The organism is Sphingobacterium bambusae, from assembly GCF_033955345.1.
Lineage (GTDB): Bacteria > Bacteroidota > Bacteroidia > Sphingobacteriales > Sphingobacteriaceae > Sphingobacterium > Sphingobacterium bambusae.
Window position 1 is genome coordinate 5228428 of the sequence record NZ_CP138332.1, and the last position, 23406, is coordinate 5251833.

The following is a 23406-nucleotide window of genomic DNA, read 5'->3' on the forward strand; positions in this document are numbered from 1 at the left end:
TTTATGAAATTTCTTATTCGTTGTTTTTTATGGATAGCGCTTGCCACATCAGCATACACAGCGGCCTATGCGCAGCAAGGCTATCGAAATCCTATTATTCCAGGTTTTAATCCTGACCCGAGCATTTGCCGGGTCGGAGATGATTTTTATCTCGTAACGTCTTCATTCGAATATTTTCCCGGTTTGCCCATTTATCATAGCCGAGATTTGGTCAACTGGGAGCAGATAGGCCATTGCCTCACGAGAGATGAGCAGCTACCGCTAAAAAATGCACCGGCATCGGGCGGGCTCTTCGCGCCGTCCATTCGCTACCATAAAGGCACGTTCTACGTTATTTGTACCAATGTATCCGGCGGTGGGAATTTCTATTGTACCGCTAAAAAGCCGACAGGACCTTGGAGCGATCCGATTTGGGTAGACGTCAAAAGTATTGATCCGGATATCTTTTGGGATGACGATGGCAAAACCTATTTTGTTACGCAAGGAGATCAGGGAATACGGGTTACCGAAATTGATCTGGAAACCGGGAAAGTCATCGGACCGGAAAATCTAGTTTGGGGAGGTATAGGTGGACGTTTTCCGGAAGCACCGCATATTTACAAGAAAGATGGTTATTATTATCTGCTACTTGGAGAAGGTGGCACAGAATATATGCACAGCGCGACCATTGGGCGTAGCAAAAATCTGCTTGGACCTTACGAGTCCTGTCCATTAAATCCTATCCTCACGCACGCCAATAGAATAGGCCAAGGCAACCCTATTCAAGGTGTAGGCCATGCCGATTTGGTTCAGGCTGCTGATGGTTCTTGGTGGGCGGTATTTCTAGGTTTTCGCGTGACGCAGCGCTATGCCTATTATCACGTTCTCGGCAGGGAAACTTTTCTGGCGCCGGTAGATTGGCCTGCTGGCGGGTGGCCACAAGTGAATGGAAATGGAACGGTAGATATCAAGATGGATGTGCCTACACTTCCACAATCTCCTTTCCAAGCGAAACCCAATCGCACCGAGTTTGATCAGGCTGAACTGGGTGTGGAATGGCAGTTTCTGCGAAATCCTATCCGCGCGCATTATTCACTGTCCGAAAGAAAAGGAAAATTAAGGATTTCGGCTAGTAAGCATACGCTGAATGATTTGGATGCTGTTTCTATGGTAGCACGACGTCAAACAGAGCACGATTTCATCGCTGAAACAGCGTTGGAGCTTGCTTCTACAGATCAAGATGCCGAAGCCGGGATAACGCTCTTCCAGAACAATACGCACCATTATGACCTATTGGTTCGGAAAAAGGACGTGGGATATGTAGTTCAATTACGCGTTAAAGTAGGTTCTCTCACTTACATCGCTGGCGAGAAGCAGGTGTCGTCAGCCCAGCTGACCCTAAAAATTGTAGGGAATCCACATCAATATTCGTTTTTTATCAAAGAAAACAAAGTAAAAGATTATGCGGCAATTGCTGCTTTAGATACGCGCTATTTGTCGACAGAAGTTGCCGGCGGGTTTACCGGTGTAATGATCGGGCTATACGCTTCCTCATTGTCTGAATCTTCTAACGCAAAAGCCTATTTCGATTGGTTTCTTTATGAGCCTAGTTTCGGATCGTATTAGACGAGTATGTATATGCGAAATTCCAAAACAACTTATAGGGGATTTTATACAGTAGAAAAAATAACGAGTGCATCATGACGGCCAGTCTAAACTATAAAGAATATGATTGCTAGCGAGGAGAATTATCAGTCAATTTTTTGAGTAGCTTAAGTAGATTATTTTCATCATCCTGTGTTAAAGCTGCGGATAAATAAGAGTTTCTCGATACAGCATCTTCAAGCCAGTCCGTGAGTGCTTTTTCACCATGTTCACTCAACCGTACGTGAAAAAAAGTACGTTGGTTGATTTTCCGCTCTTTCTGCACCAACCAACCCTTTTCCAAAAAATGTGTGATGTCGGCAGTTCTATGTTGCTCTTCAATACATGTCCATTCATATGATGCTTTGCCCGTTGTCGAGGCTAAAGGCAAGTTGTTCTTAATCGAAAAATGAGCGGGTACGCTTCTCCAAAACCTGGACAAATTGAGTAATTCTAAGGCGTTGGTCAAACGAAAGACCATAGCGACAAATAATTCCGAATCTACTATCTTCAGATCATCGCTTGGCACCTCATCTTTATTAAGATCGTCTGCAGTTAGCATTTGGTCTTTTAAGAGCCAATGTATAAATGCTGTATTGTCTTTACTGGCTGAGCTTTTATCAGATTCGAATTCTGCTAACAGTGAAAGCATTTCTTTCAAGAGCTTGTAATCCATAGTTGCTGGTGATGTTGGTATATTTCAAATACAGTTTTGTACGATTACAACTTTATCATTCCCTCTTTGGTCACGAAACGATATGCCTTGGCTGTAGATACCGAAAAATAGCCTAAGGCATTATTGGAAATATTTGATGTGGGGTTTCCTGGCGCGGCCGCACCAGGATTTATTGACTCGAAATCACTCCAGTATTTGTAAACTTGTTGATCTACGCAATATCGAATAACTTGTACACTATCGCCCAATTGAAGATCGATGTTTCGGTCGGAGATTTTGTGCGTGACATATCTTCCGTTGTTGAACTTATCATCATAGGCGGAAGCAAACCGTAGAAGTGAATTGTTTATTGCGACTTCATATAGGTAGTAATTTTTCTCCTCTAATGGATCGCGGAATTGAAAGGTGGGATAATAGTTTTGCGTATTAAAGGTTTTCTCGCTTGTGATACCCAATGAATCAAGTTCGACGTATTCGGGCATTTGCGATGTGGCAACGAATTTTTCACCCTCAAGAAATACTTCTAAGGAGTAAACAGTTCCAGATTTAACCTCAAAATTCTTTGCTTGGTAAAAACCATCTTTATGATGTGTAAATACAAATTCTTCATTTGTAGACGATCGGACGGTAACGGTTGCTTCAGTCACAGCTGTACTCAATTGATTGGTACCAACAGGTAAAGTTCTAGAGATCCTGATGACCTGTGTAGTACCTAAGTCGTTTAAGTTACCTTCTATGACCGTTCTTGGTGCTGCATTATCAAGTTGTAGATCTACGACTTCTTCACAGGAAAGGAAAAGAAGTATCAACCATGGTAAATAAAATATCTTTAGTAGTCCCATTTTTTTAAAATTTAAAATTCCAGGTAATTGATGGTATAATCCCAAACAGCGCAATTTTGTAAGCTTCAGTAATAGCAGGATTTAACTCGCTCTCTCTGAAATCGATGAGGTAGGCATTTCGCCTATTGTAAGCATTGTAGAGGCCGAAAGTCCAGCTTGAGCCGTAACGGTTATTATTTCCTAAACGCTCGTATGTCGCCGAGATATCTAATCGATGATAATTTGGAAATCTATTGGCGTTTCGTTCATTATAATAGAATAGTGTCGTGTTACTGATGGTGTACTTACCCGCAGGATAAGTCACCGCGTTGCCGGTATTGAAAATAAAATTCGTTCCCAATGTCCAGCTATCCGCTAAACGGTACATAGCAACAATAGAAAGATCGTGTGTCCTATCTTGCCGAGCATTAAACCACGTGCCGTTATTTATGCCGTCAAATTGTCTTTCGCTTTTTGAAAGAGTATAACTGACCCAACCATTCAGCTTTCCAGAAGATTTTCGAAGGAAAAATTCAAGTCCATAGGAACGGCCTCTTCCGTATAAAAGCTCCGCTTCAAGGCGTGTGTTCGCCTGAAGATCAGCACCAGTCTTGAAGTCGATCTGGTTAGCCATTTTTTTATAGTAAGACTCCACCGAAAATTCGTAGTTATTGTCATTGAAGTTTCTGAAATACCCGATCGAAAATTGATCCGCCAATTGCGGCTTGATATTCAAACTGCTTAAAACGTATTGATCTGTTGGTAGTGCAGATGTTGAGTTTGTTAATTGATGTAGGTTCTGTGCCAGACGGTTGTACGATCCCTTGATGCTACTTTTGCTATTCAATAGATAACTAGCCGAAATACGGGGTTCAAGATTAAAGTAATGTTTGAGAACGCTATTGCCCGTATAAGCGCGCTCATTAAGCACTTCGCCAGCGTTATCAAAACTGTAGAACGTTCCTGGTCCCAACACCATAAAATCTACGAATCTAAGTCCGTATATGATGGATAGCTTATCCCAAGGTTTCCAGTCGTGTGATATATACGCGCTAATATCTAGTCCATTACGTTTCTCTATCTCGATGGAGTTAACATTGGCTCCTTCTTGTGCATCTAGGCTTGCCGGGCTCACCGTTTGCCGTAGTGCATTAAATCCAAAGCGCCAGGTTGATCGGTTGGATGGGTAAAACGAGAAATCTTGTTTTACATTCCAGTTTCCTATTTTTGAAGCAATGTCGAAATCTCCATTATTGCCGGTAATACCTACGTTGTAATTAAAGGTACTGTAGATGAATGAGGTATTACTGAACAATCGGTCACTAAGAATATGGTTCCAGCGCACTGTCGCCGTAGAATTTCCCCAATTAAACCCAAACCGATCGGCAAATCCCAGATCGTCTTTCCCAAAGTAACCAGAAAAAAGCAGCCTGTTACGATCGTTGATCTTTACATTCAATTTGGCATTTAGATCATAGAAAAATAGGTTGCTTTGATTGATATCAGGATCATCTGATAGTTTGAGGAATAGGTCGGCATAGGTCCGGCGTCCGCTTATCATGAAAGAGCCGCGATCATTCGGGAGCGGGCCAGACAGCTTCAATCGTGATGCGATCAAGCCAAGGCCGCCCTCTGCCGATAGCTTTTTCTGGTTTCCGTCAACCATCGTGATGTCCATCACAGAAGATATTCTGCCGCCGTACTGACTGGGAATTCCCCCTTTATAAAACTGCACGTCTTTTACAGCATCGGAATTAAAGGTCGAGAAAAAGCCCAATAGGTGAGAGGCATTGTAGACAATGGCTTCGTCAAGAAGGATGAGGTTTTGGTCTCCACCGCCACCTCTTACGAAGAAGTTTGCACTTCCTTCACCTCCGCTTTGTACACCAGGCAGGAGCTGTATGGTCTTCAATAGATCTTTTTCACCAAATAACACAGGGACATTTTTAATTTCCTCTATGCTGAACTTGAAGCTGCCCATTTGTGGAGTTGTGATATTTTTATTTCTTGCCGAGGCTGATACGACAACCTCCTCCAACGAACTCTGGTCTACTTCCAGGGCTACGTCATGTTTTACGGAGCCGTTAAAGTCAATTTCTTTCACAAGGGTTTTGTAACCGACGTAACTAAAAACGATGGTGTTTTTTCCTTGGTTAACCGAGAGAGAATAGAAGCCATAGCTATTCGTGGGAACACCGTTAGAGGTTCCCTGTTGTGACACTACAGCGCCTATTAACGTTTCGCCAGTTGTAGCATCTCGCACGGTGCCTGATAATGTCATCCGCTGTGCGATAGCCGATAAACTCATTGCTGTCAATAAAATACAAAGGTATATTTTCATCGTGCTGATATGGAAAAGGGATAAATCACATGACAAATGTAGTATTAAAAAATACTATTTTAGTATTTTGTTATTCTTTTTTTTGGTTTGATCAATACTTGTAGCAGCTGATCAGCTTTACTATCCATTATACAGACGATTGTAACATCGAAAAAATAGGAATCAAGGATTTATGCTGATCACATATGCGCAGACGGATAATTCAGAAGTAAAAATTAATAGGAGCTAGTAAATGGCCGATAAGGACAATCTATTTGGGAAGATAGCTTTCCAGTGATGGACTATCATTATTATTATTCATCAAAGCATGATGATAATGGTCAAGTTTTGCAAGGAGTAAAATTAGGAGATCACGTTCCTCGGCTGAAAGGTTTCCGATTAAAACGTTTCCCACGATTTTCATTTTTGGAAGCAGAGAAAAGAGCAGTGTGCGACCTTGTTTCGAAACGGCAATAGGCCTGGCTCTTTTATCCTCCACATGTGGAGCTTTTTCTATAAGCCCGAGTCTGATCAATCTTTTTATCACTTCGTTGCCCGAGGCTTTTTCCATTGCATTTTTTCTGATGAGCTCTGACTGTAAAAGTTTGTCGTAGGAAAACAGAACCATGAGATAGGTGAAGTCTTCAGGAGTCTGCAATTCTGTACCATCAAATGCAATTTTGATATAATGTTTGGCATATCGGTTCATCATCAAGAGTAGTTTTCCCAAGTCCTCCGCCGGAACGTCTTTCTTTTCCATTAGCGTTTTGCCTCCTCCTACTTTACGTGTATTTGGATATCCAATGGAATGCTTGAGGTACATGTAGTTCAGAAAGTCAGGCAATGTAGCGTTCGCCGACTCACCTGCGCCATACACTTCTAATTCTTCTACAAGCTGAAATAATAAATCCTTGTTGATCATCTTATATCTTGATTCTTTACAAAAGACGGTTTTTTGCTTCGCATATGAAAATCTTGAACAAACAATTGTGTATTGGATCAAATGCAAAGCATGTTGTATCATAACTTTTTTGCTATGTTTGGTTATAGGGTAAAAAAAGTTCTGTAGATTAGTTTTTAAATGATATTTCCAATTTCAAGATAAATCAATGAACGAAAAAACGCATATGGTAAAATCCCTGCTTGGCCTGCCTCCGGTTATATTTGGTACGAGCGCTTTAGGAAACCTCTATGAGGAGGTGGAATACAATGTCAAACTGGCGATAGTTAAAGAATGCTTTTTACATACAGATTCGAATGTTGTTTTTGATTCAGCCGGTAAGTATGGTGCTGGACTTTCTCTAGAGATGCTGGGAAGGTGCTTGGATGATCTACAGATCAATCCTTCGGATGTATTGATAAGTAATAAATTGGGATGGTATCAGGTGCCACTCACAGCGGAGGAACCGACTTTTGAGAAGGGTATTTGGAAGGGAATTAAACACGATGCTGTTCAAAAAATAAGTTTTGATGGTATTTTGGATTGTTATTACCAAGGAAATGAATTGCTTGGCAAGTATGAAGCGCAATTGGTGTCTGTACACGACCCAGACGAATATCTTGCCCAAGCAAAGAACATCGAGGAAGAAGTTAAGTTGTATGAAGATATTTTAGAGGCTTACAGAGCTCTTTTACAATTGAAAGCTTCTGGAAAGGTGAAGGGAGTTGGCGTCGGATCGAAAGACTGGAAAGTTGTTAAAAGAATTTCAAACGATGTGGAGCTTGATTGGGTAATGATCGCGAATAGTTTAACGCTTCATGACCATCCGAGTGAATTAATTGATTTTATTGCCGAGCTACGAGCGAAGGATGTGACGGTTATAAATTCAGCTGTGTTCAATGGCGGCTTTTTAATTGGTAGTGATTTCTATAATTATAATTTTATAGACCGTAATACATCGGAAGGACAATCTTTGTATAGATGGCGTAGTAAATTTTGGGAAATATGTGATCAGTTTTCCATTCTTCCGGCAGAGGCCTGCTTTGCTTTTGGTTTCGCTATTCCCGGTGTTTCGAGTGTAGCCCTGAACACCACAAAGCCCGGTAAAGTGAAAAGAAATACGGATTTAGCCAAAAAGGTCATTCCGGAAGCTTTTTGGCTCGAAATGAAGCAGGAGGGACTGTTAACGTTAGATTTTGCAAAATTTTGATAATGGTAGGAGATAGGTTGTTCATCGGCACCAGACCTAGATCATTTACCACATTATCTACTATCCGTATGATGTGCTAACCTCCTTTTGTATGCACTGGGATTTTCTCCAGTTAGTTTCTTGAATAAACGATTAAAATACGAAACGTTTTCGAACCCGAGTTTATAGGAAAGCTCCTGTATACTGGGGTTTTCCAATAACATGATGAGTTGAGCTTTCTCAATCTTTTTCCTGTTGATGTATTTTCCGGGCGTACAGTTTAACTGTTTTTTGAAGGATCTAATCAGATGATCCTTGGTTAAAAATGATATCTCTGCAAGTTTATCAATGCTGATAGCCGAATGAATATTGGTATGGATATAATCGAGCACCCGCAAAACGCGTGCGTCAGCTTGCTTTGTTTTAGGTTCGGTGAAAGCATAAAATCGAGCAAGTAGTACTTTTATGATACCTTGGCTTTCAAATTCCAATGCGATAGGCGTGGTATTTTGGAATGCGATGTTTTTGATGAGTTCGCTAGAGTTGTCGTACGATTTCGGATCATAAATCGAAAGTTCTCGTTTTGGATTTATAGCTTTTAGCCTTTCGATAAGCTGGTTTAGCAAATCATCACTTTGTATCTCTACTGGAAAATGCATGAGGTCGAAGATACTGGACTTCTTTTCTAGCTTTTCGTAGATGTGTATATAATATAAAGAGAAATCGCCATCACATTCGTAACTATGCGGTGTGTAAGAAGGTGTCAGGTATACATGGTTTTCCCGCAGAACATACGTCTTGCCCCCACGATGAATTTTTGCCGTACCTTTGGTTATAAGATGAATCCGTGCAAACGGACTGTTGATGTCCTTCCAGTTCCAATCTGCATGATGCTCCGCATATCCGATATTTAATAGTGTAAATTCTAATTGATGTTTTTCTCCCAGCATGATTAGTGAATCTTGTTTCTTTTTTACTCGGTACAGTCCTGCTGCGTACGTTAAATAGTTAGCGCATTAAATATCATTATTTATTTTCGATTTGCCGATAAGAAATTGCCGTGAAAGTCGATATAGTGTGGTTTAATGTCGATTATAGTCAATTTAAGTGGGTTTCTGATTTTTAATTTTGACGTCGTTATAGATTAAAACCTGATGGTGTAAAGATTTAAACTTTACGTGATTTCATCTTGAAAACCGCTTGAACAGCGCCTGATTTTCTTTCCATCGAATTGATGCGTTTTTTTAGATGGTTATATAGGGCTAATGTCAAATGCTTGATCGTTCGCAACGATCCTGAATTAATTGTGAAATACATAGCGCTTCACAGAAAGGAATGTCATTGGAAGATTGCTCGCGATGGTATCAAAGAGGTCGGAATCTTGGAGATGGAAATTTACCGATGCAAGAAGAATGGGAGGATACGGTATCTCCGCTTCAGGATAACGCGGGTGGGGCATCATCAGACAAATCGATACCGATGGAACGCATGTTTTATTTGTACGAAGAAAACCTCTTGTGATGTATGTAAAATATCGATATTGTTTTACTTTTGGTCGATATAGTTTTTCCTGTAGCAGGGAACTTGGCTTAAATTTGAATTTGAATATGGCGACCATTTATAAGCCGTTGCATTAACTACTATAGTGAATCAGTGCTAACGGTATTTTTATTAAGATAAATCTAAAATTAAAAAAAGATGAATAGAAGAACTATGGTAAAAGCTTTGGGCTTAGGTATACCAACACTATATCTGAGTAAGTTTACTTACGGAGCTGAAAATTGGGGAAAGGTACCCTTCAGACCAGAGTGGACTTCCCTTGAAAGCTATCAAGTTCCCGCTTGGTTCAAGGATGCAAAATTCGGATTATGGGCACACTGGGGACCACAATGCCAACCGGAAAGGGGCGATTGGTACGCCCGCGGTATGTATCAAGAAGGATCCGATCAATATAATTTTCATGTTCAAAAGTATGGTCACCCTTCAAAATTTGGATTTAAGGATGTTATAAATGAATGGACAGCGGAAAATTGGGATCCAGAGTCGCTCATGGATCTCTATAAGACGACGGGCGCACAATATTTTATGGCACTGGCCAATCACCATGATAATTTTGATCTTTATAACAGCACGCACCATGCTTGGAACAGCACCAAACTTGGACCGAAAAAAGATATCGTTCAAGGCTGGGAAAAAGCTGCAAAAAGAAGAGGTATGCGATTCGGTGTTAGTGTACACGCGGCACATGCTTGGACCTGGTACGAAACCGCACAACGCGCCGACAAAAAGGGACCACTGGCTGGTGTGCCTTATGATGGGAAATTAAAGAAAGAGGACGGAACAGGGAAGTGGTGGAATGGTTACGATCCCCAGGGTCTATATGCGCAAAATCATGCGTTAAGCCGGAATAGTGAGAAAGATCATACGGTTCATGAACAATGGCACTGGGATGTTAATACGGGTGTCAATGTTCCAACAGAATCTTACTGTAATAATTTTCGTGACCGGACGATCGAACTGATTGATAACTATAATCCCGATGTGGTGTATTTTGATGATACGGCGCTTCCATTATGGCCAATAAGTAACGTCGGACTTGAAATCGCAGCACATTATTACAACCAAAGCCAAAAATTGAATAAAGGAAAACTTCAAGCTGTTATCAATGGGAAGATACTTAACGAACAACAGCGTAAGTGTATGGTTTGGGATATTGAGCGCGGACAGAGCAATCGGATAGAACCCGAACCATGGCAAACATGTACTTGTATCGGTGCTTGGCATTACGATCGAAGGATATATGAGAATGGTCACTACAAATCTGCAAAGACAGTAATCCATATGTTAGCCGATGTAGTCAGTAAGAATGGTAACCTTCTGCTCAGCGTGCCGTTGAGAGGAGACGGCTCCATTGATGATAAGGCAAGAAAGGTCGTGGAGGGAATTGCTGATTGGATGCAGGTAAATGCAGAAGCCATCATTGGAACTAGGCCTTGGCATACTTTCGGCGAAGGCCCTGCACAGAAAGAAGCTCCAGAACTTCATGCTCAGGGATTCAATGAAGGTAAAGGCAAGCCGTTTACTCAAGAAGACATTCGTTTCACACAGAAGGGAAAAGATGTATATGCTATCGTAATGGGCTGGCCTTCAGAGCGGAAGATTAGCGTAGCTTCTTTTGCAAATAAACCAAATAGTTCGAAAGTAAATAAAGTGATCATGCTCGGCCATAAGGGCAAGATCGTCTTCTCGCAGAATGAGGCGGGCTTAGAAATCACCGTTCCGGAAACAGCGCAGATCAATGATATCGCAATCGTGTTCAAATTGTCATAAAGCATGCCGGGAGATGGGTTTATCACCCTTGAATTTTAAAAACTGATCGCTATGGGGCTGGCTTACGGTTGTTGTCGTAAGTTTTGCCCCTTAGCGGACAGCACATTGTACATCTGTTTCTAAAATAGGTCGTGCATTGGATTATTCTTTTAACGAGGGCGATGGCGCCGCCTCGAAAAATGACTCGCAGTGACTGATGCTTCCACAGGGATACCATTGTCAGGGGCAAGTATCAGCATAAAAAACGGAACAGTGCCTATGTAATCTTCCCTTAGCCATTGGCACTCATGAACTCACTCCGTTCGGGTTTCGATAACGTCTTTTAAAACTGTGATCTGTAAAGTCTGCTCGGCAACAATCTTTTTGTACTGCGCAAACTCTTTTTCCATTTTCCGAAGCTGCTTGAGCTGGGAAATCTCCATGCCCGAATACTTGCTCTTCCAAGAATAGAAGGTTCCTTGGCTAATTCCGTGCTCACGGCAGATCTCCGAAACAGATTGACCAGCTTCCTGCTCTGAAAAAATCTTGATGATCTGTGGCTAGCTAAACTTACTTTTTTTCATTGTCCCTAAATTATAAAACTGCATTAATAATCGTAACTGTTTTCGGGGAAGATTACACTTAAGATTATATGAAGCCTTCCCGTTTTTGAAACTGAAGTCTTCCCGGTTTGGTACAATTAACTGTTTTAGCATCTGTCTTATCTTGTTCATGCGGATCGTTGTATTCTTCATATTGGAGCTGCTATAAAATAGCTTGCGCTAGAAAACAAAAATCGGGGGCAACGTTGCATGGCGCAATAGTTCGTACACAATCGTTCATATTATCGGCGATGCAGATAACAGTCTTGTTCAGGTAAGGTTAAAAAAGAAATCCCCGGCCTCGCGCTGGGGAATTCAGTCATAGTATTAAATCCGATAGTTGAATGTTTAGCAAACCAAAAGGTTTTCGCACGATCAAACCTGTTTGTTACCAGTATGCTGTAGGAAAAAATACCATTTGACCAATAAGATAGGCAGTTACACTTAAAGCATCAACTGATTTCGCATTAAGACATCCAAAAGCAAATATCGCATTAACAATCCATTAACATCTTATTAGGAAGTCATTAACAATAGTAAGCGCTATAACTCACTACTTTCACGTGCCGAAACTGACTAACGTATTAACAGTGGGCTAAACAAGCAATTACTAAAAGTTATGAAAAACAAAATGTTGCAATCCATTTGCAAGAACGTTTTAGTTTGTCTCTTCTTTTTGAGTTGTGCCATCGTATCTGCACAGGCGCAGGGTACGCTGAACATAACCGGTAAAGTACAGAACAACCTAAATCAACCGCTAATTGGTGTTTCGATTACCAATCTTTCCAGCCGAACAACCGTCTCGACCGACGAAGCTGGAAATTACGCCATCATTTCTAACCAAGGCGATAGCCTCGAGTACCGCTATGTCGGCTACAAGTCCCTTAAGCAGCGTGTCACAACGAGTATCGTGATTAATGTCATGTTGGAAGGCGAAGACAACTCCCTTAATGAAGTTGTGGTCGTCGGTTACGGCCAGCAGCGAAAGATCAACATGGTCGGATCCCAAGCTACCGTCAAGGTCGAAGACCTGAAACAGCCGGTAGCCAACCTTAGTGCCACTCTTGCCGGGCGTATTGCGGGCCTAGTGGGCGTCCAACGATCAGGTCTACCGGGTAGTAATTCTGCCGATGTGTGGATACGAGGTATTTCCACGTTTAATTCGCAGAACAGTGCCTCGCCACTTATTGTCGTAGACGGGGTGCAAGGAAGGGACCTAAATGCATTTGATCCGGAAGACATTTCAACGTTGACGATCTTAAAAGATGCGTCTTCCACAGCAGTATATGGTGCGCAGGGAGCAAATGGCGTCATCCTCATTACCACAAAGAAAGGCCGCAGCGGAAAGCCTACACTGATGTTCAACTATAACCAAGGGATGGTTAATTTCACCAAATCTCCTGAGCTTACAAATGCGGAACAGTACATGCGCCTACGTAATGAAGCGATGGTAGCCTCTGGATTAACGCCAGAGTATAGTCAGGAATATATCGATAATACGCTTAACGGCGTAGACCCGTATCTCTATCCTAACGTGAACTGGATGAACGAGATTTTTAAAAGTGCTTCGTACAATCGTCGTGCAAATTTTAGTGCCAGAGGCGGTTCAGAAACCACACAATTCTATTCCTCGGTAGCTTACTATGATGAGTCGAGCTTGCTCAATATGGATGCCTTGCAGGACTACAAAGCGGATTCACGCTTCAAGCGCTATAACTTTACCTCTAACATCGACATGGACTGGACCAAGACGACCAAGTTCTCGCTCGGTATTCAAGGCTACATAACAAACACCAATTACCCCAACGGGCAGACCGACATCTCACAGGCTAACGCGAATCCTGCTGCAGGCGTACAATCTATTTTCGATAAGGTTATGCAAACTAATCCGGTGCTGTACCCAACTATGTATCCAGGGAACCTCGTTCCTGCGGTAAACCAATCCAACGATGCACAGCCCAATCCCTATGCACTTGCAACCCAAACCGGATATATCAACAACTTCCGCAGCCAGGTTTATTCCAATGCGAGGATCAGCCAGCAATTGGACTTCTTTACCCAAGGACTTAGCGCATATGCCATGTTCTCTTTCGATACGAACAATTCGCACAGCATTTCCCGTTATAGATTTCGCAACACTTACGGTATTGATCGCGCGAACCCATACCGAGAAGACGGATCACTGAATCTGGTAACATTATCCAACGGTACAGACAACCTTGGATATAGAAGGGCAAACAATGGAATGCGCCAATTCTATTTTGAGGGCGGCACGAACTATAACCGTCAGTTCGGAAACCATGATGTAACAGGTCTACTTCTATATACCCAGACCGATGAGGTACGCGCTTTTGCCACAGACCTAACAAGTTCACTTCCTTACCGTACCCAACGCGTGGTTGGAAGAGCAAACTACCTCTACGACGACCGTTATGCGGCTGAATTTAACTTCGCTTATGATGGTTCGGAAAACTTCGTTCCTAGCCGTCGCTATGGTTTCTTCCCGTCGTTTGGAGTAGGCTGGATCCTGTCCAATGAGAAATTCTTCGAGGGTGCGAAGGAAACATTCCAGATGGTAAAATTACGCTATTCCAACGGTATTACCGGCTCTGGAGGAGGAGGAAGACGCTTTGGGTTCATGACCTTGGTGAGCACAGGAGCCAGTGGATACTCATTCTATACAGGATCGGGATTTAAAGACTACAATAATGGTGTTGCGATATCCGACTATGGTTACGATGTAACATGGGCGGAGTCACATAAGCAGGATATAGGATTGGAATTCACTACCCTGAAAGGGAAGTTAAACGTCACAGTAGATTGGTTCAAGGAAAACCGCACGGGGGTGTTTCTTCAGCGCGCAAGTTTACCCAACTACCTAGGACTGCAAAATCAACCATTTGGTAACTTGGGAGAGATATCCAACCAAGGATTTGATGGAACGATTTCCCTAGAAGGACTTCAACTGGGACAAACAACCTGGTCGTTCAATGGTACATTTTCTTACAACAAGGATCAGGTTATCGATAACGACAACCCAAAACAGTTATTCCCTTACATGGAGCGCCGCGGAAGGAATTTCCTATCTCGTTATGGCTATGTGGCGGACGGACTTTTCCAAAGCCAGGCAGAAATCGACAACCATGCAAGCCAATCGGCACTTGGAACGCAGCGTGTAGGAGATATCCGGTATAAAGACCTTAACGGCGATGGTGTAATCAATACCTATGACCAGACAAGGATCGGAAATGGAGATGTTCCGAATCTCGTTTACGGAGCAGGATTCAACGTCAGTTACAAAAACTTCTATGTTGGTGCGTTCTTCCAAGGGGTAGATGGAGCTGATAGGTTACTATCCGGTGACGGCATCCTTCCGTTCAACAACAGTACAGGACCAGAGCGAAGCAACCTACATGCAATTGCAGAGTCACGATGGACCCCAGAGAACCCTTCGGAAGATGTTTTCTACCCACGCTTAGGCTACGGGAATTCGGTCAACAAGAATAATTCGGTAGGCTCGACATGGTGGGTGAAAGATGTTGATTTCTTACGCCTAAAAACTGTCGATCTAGGCTACAACCTGCGTAGTGAAAAATTGAAAGCCTACGGACTTAAATCCGCTAGGATTTACGCACAGGGTGTAAATTTGCTCTATTGGAGCAGTTTCAAACTCTGGGATCCGGAGCTTAACAGCAACAACGGTTCAGCCTATCCAAATACAAGAACTTTTTCACTTGGTATTCAGGCCAATTTCTAGACAACATTGTTTACACTCTTCAATCACACGAAAATGAAAAGCTATTTAAAAAGCAAATTAGGGGCAGCAATCGTTATGACGGGCTTGTTATTTTCAACGTCCTGTTCAGGGTTTCTTGATCAGATCCCAGACAACGTGCTTACTGCCGAAGATATATTTAAATCAAAGGAAAACATTGATAATTATCTGATTCAGGTTTATGCGAACCTGCCCAACGAACTTGCCCAACGGCAATCGGAGCAATTCGCTGGTCCTTGGACAGCGGGTTCGGATGAGGCAAAATACAACTGGGACTTCAACTATGCCAACAACATGAACAGAAGTACTTGGGCAACGACCGATGGTGAGGTGTCTAAGTATTATGACAACTTTTACAAGAGTATTCGGAATGCGACGGATTTCATTGCCAACATTGATGGCGCTGTAGAAACGAACGAAATCACACCGGCCTATAAATCTAGGTACAAAGCGGAAGCGCGTGCACTTAGAGCGATATACTATTTTTACTTGGTGCGCATTTATGGCCCAGTTCCAATTGTTGAAAACGTCTTGGCGCCGGATGCTCCTCTTGCGGATGTACTCTTGCCAAGAAACAGCATGGAAGAATGCATCAATTACATTGTTAGTGAGCTCGATGTAGCGTATCAGGAACTTCCACTTACGCCCGTCAATCAGGAATTTGGCCGCATGACGCAGGGTATGGCCAAGGCGTTCCGCCAGCAGGCGTTGATGCTTAACGCCAGCCCACTTTTCAACGGAAATACAGATCTTGCTTCGCTTACCAACAAGGATGGAAAGCAGCTTATCAACCAAACCTACGATCAGAACAAGTGGAAATTGGCAGCGGATGCGGCGAAAGCTTTTATCGACGAATTTGTACCGACAACATACGATCTGTACGTTCAAGCTGATGCGGATCCTTTCATGCAGGCCTATAACTCTACACGCTACGTTATGTCGGTGGACTGGAACAAGGAATGGATATTTGCACGTCCGAAATCGATGAACCGATCGCAATATGACAAAACGCCCAAGCATATCGGATACACCACCGATGTACAGGGAGCCGGAGCCTTGGGCGTCACCCAGAAAATGGTAGATGCATACGCCATGGCAAACGGACTACCTATCGATAATCCACAGTCAGGTTACGAGCCAAATGGTTTTTCAGATTATAAAGCTCCGTTTGACAGCAAGGCACGTTCTACGTTCAATCCATGGAAAAATCGGGAACCTCGCTTTTATGTTGGCGTGACCTACAACAAAAGCCTTTGGCTGAACAAGGGAAACAACACTGGCGAAGTTATTACCAATATGGAGCTTTCCGGAAACTCAGGGCGTAAGCAAAGTACGTCTGACGTATCTCCGACAGGATACATCGTTCGCAAGAATGTCGTGGCAAACTCCAACGATAGGGGGTCGGTACAGCTACGCTTGGCCTTGATCTACCTAGATTACGTCGAAGCGCTCAATGAATATGCACCCGGTAATGCCGATATCGTAACCTACCTGAACTTGATACGTTCCCGGGCAGGGGTGCCAACCTATGGAGGCGGAGCTACGCAACTACCTGTTCCAGCTTCCCAAGCAGCAATGCGCACAGCGATACGTAAAGAACGCCAGATAGAGATGGCATTTGAAAATTCGCGCTACTTCGATTGTCGAAGATGGAAAACGGCTGCCGCAGAGTTTGCTGGTGATGTTTTTGGAATGAATATGTTCGCCGATGGAAACGCATTCTACGAACCCACATTGATAGAGACACGGACATTCCGTCAACGTGATTACTTTTGGCCGATACCAAATGGCGAGATCCTAAAAAATGAGCTGATGGTACAAAATCCAGGATGGTAGACGAAAAATTATGGTATCAAAAATTTGATAAATCAACAATGAAAAATATAGTTAGATCAATATATAAACATCGACTTCTCTGCGTCGCGGCACTAGCTTTGACCACAGGAGCAAGCTCCTGCACAAAGGACGTTGTCTACGAAGTAGAAAACGAAGGTACAATCTATATGGCACAGGCCTATGATAATGAAGCTCGCGTGAACCTTTTTGTTATCGACACCTTACAGGATATCAATTTCGGTGGATCATACGGAGGCATACATCATCCGCAGGCAGACATTCCATTAGAGTTCCAAGTGGATCAAAGTTTAATCGCTTCGTACAACCAACAGCATGGTACGGAATTCCAGCCTTTTCCAGAGAGCTCCTACACCATTTCCGGATTGCAAACCATTATCAGAAAAGGAAAGGCAGATTCAGATCCGCTCAAGATCGTTGTTGATGCAGGCGAACTTGAGATGGGCACCCCTTACATGATACCCGTTAAATTGATCAGTGCCGCCGGGAGCCCTATAAACGACAACTTGGCAATTTCGTACTTCCGGATCGACTCGCTTGTGCGCCGAGAACGCGATGTAACAGGGCAGGCAACTCTTGCTGTAAGCCACGAGAACAATGGTGGATCGGGTGCTAATGAAGGATCGCGGAAGTTGGTGGACAACAACACGGGAACGAAATACCTTACCCAGAACTACGCGTCGGGGATGTGGTTCCAGTTAACCTTCCCTGCAGCCAAGGCATTGGGGGCCTACACCTTCACCTCTGGAAATGATGCCGACACTCGGGATCCTAAAACATGGAGATTGGAAGCGTCCAACAACGGAACAGACTGGACTGTGCTCGACACGAGAACGGATATTGTATTCAGTGGACGCACCCAGACAAGAAGATTCGAGTTCGAGAATACCACTCCTTATACAAGGTACCGCATCGTGGTGGTCGCGAACAATGGAGCGACGATCTTCCAGATGAGCGAATGGAGGATGATTGAATTCTATTAAAAGTAGTGTTTTGTAATAATTTAGAATAGTGTTTGGTGCCGGATCGATAAATCGATCCGGCATTTTTTTACGAAGTTGACAGTCGTTTAGATCGGTATGTTCGCCGACCGGCAGATGTACACCGAAAAAGGCTAACTTTTATGATCGTAATTCCTTAATAAAATAAATAAAACACCTTTTTTCTTTGTGTGAATGTTGTAATTTGTTATCTTTAAGTGCGATACGAATAGTTTAAACCACTCAGGTTAGATCTTTGTATCTGATTTGATCATATTAATTGTGAAATTTAATAAGCACCTGTGTACAAAGAATTGTTCGATGGCGATTTTCAAGATATTAACTTGCAAAAAAAGAAATTGAAATAAAAACAGGCTTAAGAACAGCTGTGCCTACAAAACCCGGATACCAAGCTCTAGCTAGTTAGTACATCGACTGTAAAACACAAATAGGTACTCGCGAAGCATGACATATCGGCGCGTTTACCTTTATATATATAAAAGAAAACATCATGTTTAACACCATCAAGACAAACCCTTTACCTCTTTTGCTGTGTTTTTTTTGCGCGATACTATTTCTACGATGCGACGATGAAGATGAAGCGCTGCAATCAGACATCAAGCTTAGCGGAAGTATAAACGGTGTAAAATATATTGATCGCCTGCCTTTGTTTCTTCCACCCGGTGCTCGACGTACGCCAATCATTCATGTCGAAAAAGTGGAAGAACCATATTTGCAGTTCTCTTCAAGCCTAAGTCCCGAACATAAAGAAAATACGCAGGGGGATTTCTCGCTGTTTCTACGATTGCCATATGATGGTTCTATATTAATCGATCAACCTTATCATTTGCTTCCATTTGATGGACAGGATAAATTAACCGGCATAGACCGGTTGCTTTACCTAGATTCACCCGGCCCATTCGCCGCCATATCGTCTGCAAAATTTAATTTAGATACCACGTATTATGGTACGGGAACCATACTGTTTCAAGAATTCGATCTAGAGACAAACAAAGCACGCGGTACACTAGATATTAGTTTTCCCTACACTGATTCCGATCGCAAACCGATCAAACTATCCGCCACTTTCTATTGCGAAATTATGTTTAATGATTAACAGCTTTGTCAGGAGGGAAGGTCTATACCGCTCATTTGCCCATTACAACCCCAACTTAAAGATGAAAGAATATTAACTTCCTGTCAGTTTCCGACTGTTCCGATTTCTGGCCCTTCAAAATCATGATTATCGGCTATTCGCTAAAAGTACTTTTTTTCTCCATTTCATCCGATTTCCCGATTTGACCTTGTTACATAAGAACGCCAAAAGCTTTTCCAACTCGTTCGTTTTCGTTCGTTTTTGTTCTTTTTCGTCCGTTTTCGTTCTTTTTCGTTCTTTTTCGTTCCCATAGGCCTCCATGTCTTTTTTTTTTGTAAGCGGTTGATAAACTTTGTGTTGTAAGATAGACGAATGGGTACCCGTAAAACTTACGCTACAATTAACAAATAAGTTTAACCATTTAAAAAATCAGAAAAATGAGAAGATTAAAAGCAAGGATTGACTATACCAATCTACGAAATGAAGAATTAGCCGTGTTGGCTGGCAAAGTCAGCATTGCACTGGCCGACAATCCACATTTCACGACGACCAATACGCTAATTGAAAGCTTTATGGAGCTGGCAGCAGATTATATGGAGAAGCTACAGGTGGCGATCCGTGGTGGGAGCAAGAATGATAAAGAGCTGAAAGACGAGAGTAGGGTCAAACTATTGGATGCATTTCGGGAACTGGCGCATTTGGTCAATAGCGTCGCGCAGGGCAGCGCAGCTATTATCAGCAGCACCGCATTAATTCCAGGAAAGCCAAGCAGTACATTGACTAAACCCGGGCCGATCATGCTTGTTCGTATGGGTGATGGGACAGTTAGTGGCGAAATTAGCGTTCGCTTCCAAGCAGATAAAGTTGCAACGGAATATCTGATCGAAGTCGTAAGGATGCTGGGCGATACTGAAAGTATCAGCTGGGAGCAATCGTACGCCGTGCGAAATTCCCGTCGGTTCATTATCGGCAATCTCGAACCAGGCACGCGGTACTTTGCGCGGGTACAAGGCCGAAATGCGCTCGGCAGCGGCGACTGGAGTGAATCTACCTCCATTATTGCGCGTTAGCCATAACCTAGGGTGGAGGCTGTGCTATCTGCCTTCACCCTGCATAAAAGATTAAAAATTAGCACACCTAATTTTAAGAACAGCTGAAAACCATCTCCCTAAGGCCTGCTTGGATAAATAAATAGATTAAACAAAAAAGATCGATCTCTTTTTTGTTAATCATTCGAACAAATGGCGAGCAGAAGTGGATTCCTTACGGCTAGTCAAGAACCCTTTACGGCTAGTCAAGAACCCTTTACGGCTAGTCAAGAACCCTTTATGGCTAGTCAAGAACCCTTTAAGGCTGGTCAAGAACCCTTTACGGCTAGTCAAGAACCCTTTATGGCTAGTCAAGAACCCTTTATGGCTGGTCAAGAACCCTTTATGGCTAGTCAAGGATCCTTTATGGCTAGTCAAGGATCCTTTATGGCTAGTCAAGAACCCTTTACGGCTAGTCAAGAACCGTTTACGGCTAGTCAAGAACTCTTTACGGCTAGTCAAGGATCCTTTATGGCTGGTCAAGGATCCTTTATGGCTGGTCAAGGATCCTTTATTGCTAGTCAAGAACCCTTTACGGCTAGTCAAGAACCCTTTATTGCTAGTCAAGAACCCTTTATTGCTAGTCAAGGACCCTTTACGGCTAGTCAAGAACCCTTTACGGTCCGTCAAGAACCCTTTACGGCTGGTAAAGGATTCCTTGCGGCTGGTCAAGAACCCTTTATGGCTGGAAAAGGATTCCTTGCGGCTGGTCAAGGATCCTTTACGGCTGGTCAAGAACCCTTTACTGTCCATAAAAGGGCCTATCCCGATAAGTGTATAAAGGGTTTTAGTTTTAAATTTCTTCCGATCCTCGCTGGCAGACTTTCGATTCTGAAAGAATTAATCTATTTTTATTTTTCAAACTATGATAATAAACCAACTGATACCGATAACACTAATTACCCTAACCTTTGTTAGCGCTCTAGCCTGGTGCATATGGCGTTCATTGCTCTACCTCCTGTCTTTCGCGTGCCGTAAGCCAAACGCCGCTAAGAACTTCTATTGGTTGGCATGCTGTTAAAACTATTATTATTCTATGAACGATAATCAATTGTCAGTCCTTTTTCTTTCCATTATCAATATACTGATTGGTATTACGGGGAATAGATTTAACATGAATAAATATTGGCGATACCGCTTTATAGCGTTCGGCATTTTTCTTATGGCCTTGGTACTGTTTGATTGCTATTTAGGAGGTTTATATTGAAAGTAGCTGCTTATCGAGGGGTTTCTAGTCCCAAAAGTTAAAGTAAGAATTTCTTTTATTCGTTTAACGTTTGCACAATTCATTTAATACAAATTCTATTGATACAAATAATGGTGTTGAGATTGTCGTTTTGGAAACATTTTGAAAAGCTTTGGATGCTTTTGGTTTACATTGTGGTTTTTGTGGGGTTATTTTGGACTCTAGATTTTGATTGGAAGTATCTGTCTGTAGTAGCAATTCCTTTATTGGTTCTTGTTATTCCATCGGCTATAATCCACCTTAATCATTATAAGTACTGCAAGAATAAAGAGCTTCATTTGTTAGATAATGAGCTTCGGATTGTGGGGGAGGATTTTGTGCATAGAATCAAAATTGAAGATATCGCCAAAATAACTGTTTATATGTCTGCCAGTAGATACATAAAAGTCGGTAGTCTACAAACCTTCGTATTTGAAGACTACTATTACTGTGTTGTAGAGACCAAGTCTCAGCATCACACCATTTTATCGTGTTTGTTCTCCGATAAGCTAGACGACTTTTTAGAGGAACTTTACATTGTTCCCTTGGTCAAAGAAAGAATATTTTACCCGTTTATAAATTAATTTTGAAAGTGGATATATATATACATTTTCCAAATATCAGTATTTAGTTTTTAGCGCATGGCATATTTTTGAAGGGCATGCTTACTTTTGTGCCATTCGGCTTGCATTTAAAGCGTTGTAGCTAGGCTACTACTGATTACTTGCTCATCTGCTGTGCTTTCTGCATATCTTCATCTGCGAGATCGGTATTGCCAGTTTTTTGATAGGCTTCGCTTCGGTATTCCAGCGCTAAAGGGTCGCTTGGATCGAGCGCGATAGCTTGCGTATAGTCTTTTATAGCCTCTTCATACTTTTCCATGTATACATGTCCTCTTCCCCGATTGCGGTAATACTCGCTATTTGATGGAGCAAGTGCGATCGCCTGGTCAAAGTCTTGCATGGCGCGAGCATGATCGCCGCTGAAGACCAATGCCTTTCCACGCTCGGCGTAATGGGCATCCTTGTTTTCCTTTTCAAGGTCAATAGCTTTTGAGTAATCGGCAATGGCGGCAGCAAAGTCCTTTTTGTACATAAACATCGCTGCGCGGTTGGCATAATGATCGGCCTCGCTGCTATCCAGCGCTACAATTTTATTAAAATCTTCGAGCGCTAAGTCATAGTTTTGATCAAGGACAAAGCGTGCACCAGCCCTAATCCGGTAGGCCTGTATATCGGTTGCATCCAGATCTAGCGCTTTGCTGGCATCCGCGACGGCTCTGTCCATATCTTTTATAAAGAAATAGGCGGTTGCACGATTCCTATAGGCGCGTTGGTTTGTGGGCTCCAGTTCGATAATTTTGCTGCAATCATCAATCGTAAGCTGAAAGGCACCCTTGTTCATGTAGGCCTCTTGGCGGTTGGTGTAGGCGCTGGTTTCCTGCGGCGCAAGGGCAATAGCCTTGGTAAAGTCAGCAATGGCCAAGTCAAAGGCTTCCTGTTTGCGGTGTGCCATGCCGCGAATGTTATAGCTGGCGGCGAGTTTATCATTCAGCGAAATAGATTGATTTGCGGCTTGCAACGCGTTAGGGTAGTCTTCGCTTAGTAAATAGGTATAAGCAAGTGCATTGTATGCCGAATCGGAAGGATACTTCGTCGTGATTTCCTTAAAATTGCTAATGGCAGCGGCGTAGTTGCCACTATTGTATAGTTCGGTGCCTACTTTCAGGCCTGCTGCGGTTTTTGCACTGCTGGCGTTGCGTTTATTTTGCGCCGATACGCAAGATGTTATCAAGAAAAAACAGACGAACAGAAGTTGCTTCGGTTGTGCTATTGCATGCATATGTTTAGCTTTATTGTTTTTAATTAAACGTATTACAGCCTGTATTGTTCCGGAAAGACCCTTGTA

Annotated in this window: 17 protein-coding genes; 10 read left to right on the forward strand and 7 right to left on the reverse strand. The window is 42.7% G+C overall.

The window, feature by feature from the left end; translation table 11 throughout:
* Positions 1–3 precede the first annotated feature (3 nt).
* The gene (locus SCB77_RS21690; protein ID WP_320184098.1) at positions 4–1605 is read left to right on the forward strand and encodes a glycoside hydrolase family 43 protein; all 1602 of its coding nucleotides are present in this window, start codon (positions 4–6) and stop codon (positions 1603–1605) included.
* A gap of 109 nt (positions 1606–1714) precedes the next feature.
* Here the strand turns inward: SCB77_RS21690 and SCB77_RS21695 are convergent, their stop codons facing one another.
* From SCB77_RS21695 to SCB77_RS21710, 4 genes are all read right to left on the reverse strand, one after another.
* Positions 1715–2299 (reverse strand): hypothetical protein, encoded by a 585-nt coding sequence (locus tag SCB77_RS21695; protein ID WP_320184099.1) that lies wholly within the window; start codon positions 2297–2299, stop codon positions 1715–1717.
* Positions 2300–2343: 44 nt separating this feature from the next.
* Entirely contained in the window at positions 2344–3141 is a 798-nt protein-coding gene (locus tag SCB77_RS21700; RefSeq protein WP_320184100.1) for a DUF4249 domain-containing protein, read from the reverse strand.
* 4 nt (positions 3142–3145) lie between these two features.
* Complete coding sequence (locus SCB77_RS21705) at positions 3146–5461, reverse strand: TonB-dependent receptor (protein ID WP_320184101.1); 2316 nt, start codon at positions 5459–5461, stop codon at positions 3146–3148.
* 250 nt (positions 5462–5711) lie between these two features.
* Positions 5712–6362 carry a MarR family winged helix-turn-helix transcriptional regulator gene (locus SCB77_RS21710; protein WP_320184102.1) on the reverse strand — a complete coding sequence of 217 codons (651 nt, stop codon included), beginning with the start codon at positions 6360–6362 and terminating at the stop codon, positions 5712–5714.
* A 187-nt stretch (positions 6363–6549) separates the two neighbouring features.
* Between SCB77_RS21710 and SCB77_RS21715 the strand changes: the two genes are divergently transcribed.
* Entirely contained in the window at positions 6550–7590 is a 1041-nt protein-coding gene (locus SCB77_RS21715) for an aldo/keto reductase (RefSeq protein ID WP_320184103.1), read from the forward strand.
* A 53-nt stretch (positions 7591–7643) separates the two neighbouring features.
* On the opposite strand, the gene SCB77_RS21720 is transcribed toward SCB77_RS21715, so the two are convergent.
* Positions 7644–8519, reverse strand: a complete 876-nt coding sequence (locus tag SCB77_RS21720) for an AraC family transcriptional regulator (protein WP_320184104.1) — start codon at positions 8517–8519, stop codon at positions 7644–7646.
* A gap of 385 nt (positions 8520–8904) precedes the next feature.
* Here SCB77_RS21720 and SCB77_RS21725 point away from each other — a divergent pair, with 385 nt between their 5' ends.
* Together SCB77_RS21725 and SCB77_RS21730 are read left to right on the forward strand one after the other, a co-directional pair.
* Positions 8905–9090, forward strand: coding sequence for a hypothetical protein (locus tag SCB77_RS21725; RefSeq protein ID WP_320184105.1), 186 nt, complete (start codon positions 8905–8907; stop codon positions 9088–9090).
* A gap of 177 nt (positions 9091–9267) precedes the next feature.
* Positions 9268–10899 carry an alpha-L-fucosidase gene (locus tag SCB77_RS21730; protein WP_320184106.1) on the forward strand — a complete coding sequence of 544 codons (1632 nt, stop codon included), beginning with the start codon at positions 9268–9270 and terminating at the stop codon, positions 10897–10899.
* Between the two features lie 293 nt (positions 10900–11192).
* Here SCB77_RS21730 and tnpA read toward each other — a convergent pair whose 3' ends face one another.
* Positions 11193–11432, reverse strand: coding sequence for an IS66 family insertion sequence element accessory protein TnpA (gene tnpA / locus SCB77_RS21735; protein ID WP_320186643.1), 240 nt, complete (start codon positions 11430–11432; stop codon positions 11193–11195).
* Between the two features lie 667 nt (positions 11433–12099).
* On the opposite strand from tnpA, the gene SCB77_RS21740 reads away from it, so the two are divergent.
* The 6 genes from SCB77_RS21740 (at position 12100) to SCB77_RS21765 (ending at position 21191) form a co-directional block, all read left to right on the forward strand.
* Positions 12100–15237 (forward strand): SusC/RagA family TonB-linked outer membrane protein, encoded by a 3138-nt coding sequence (locus tag SCB77_RS21740; RefSeq protein ID WP_320184107.1) that lies wholly within the window; start codon positions 12100–12102, stop codon positions 15235–15237.
* Between the two features lie 33 nt (positions 15238–15270).
* Positions 15271–17091, forward strand: coding sequence for a RagB/SusD family nutrient uptake outer membrane protein (locus SCB77_RS21745; protein ID WP_320184108.1), 1821 nt, complete (start codon positions 15271–15273; stop codon positions 17089–17091).
* 38 nt (positions 17092–17129) lie between these two features.
* Positions 17130–18092, forward strand: coding sequence for a BT_3987 domain-containing protein (locus tag SCB77_RS21750; protein ID WP_320184109.1), 963 nt, complete (start codon positions 17130–17132; stop codon positions 18090–18092).
* Between the two features lie 508 nt (positions 18093–18600).
* Positions 18601–19206, forward strand: a complete 606-nt coding sequence (locus tag SCB77_RS21755; RefSeq protein ID WP_320184110.1) for a hypothetical protein — start codon at positions 18601–18603, stop codon at positions 19204–19206.
* A gap of 416 nt (positions 19207–19622) precedes the next feature.
* Positions 19623–20255 (forward strand): fibronectin type III domain-containing protein, encoded by a 633-nt coding sequence (locus SCB77_RS21760; RefSeq protein ID WP_320184111.1) that lies wholly within the window; start codon positions 19623–19625, stop codon positions 20253–20255.
* A gap of 171 nt (positions 20256–20426) precedes the next feature.
* Complete coding sequence (locus SCB77_RS21765) at positions 20427–21191, forward strand: hypothetical protein (RefSeq protein WP_320184112.1); 765 nt, start codon at positions 20427–20429, stop codon at positions 21189–21191.
* A gap of 1027 nt (positions 21192–22218) precedes the next feature.
* Here SCB77_RS21765 and SCB77_RS21770 read toward each other — a convergent pair.
* Positions 22219–23340: a tetratricopeptide repeat protein gene (locus SCB77_RS21770; RefSeq protein WP_320184113.1), complete on the reverse strand. Its 1122-nt coding sequence runs from the start codon at positions 23338–23340 to the stop codon at positions 22219–22221.
* Between the last annotated feature and the right edge of the window lie 66 nt (positions 23341–23406).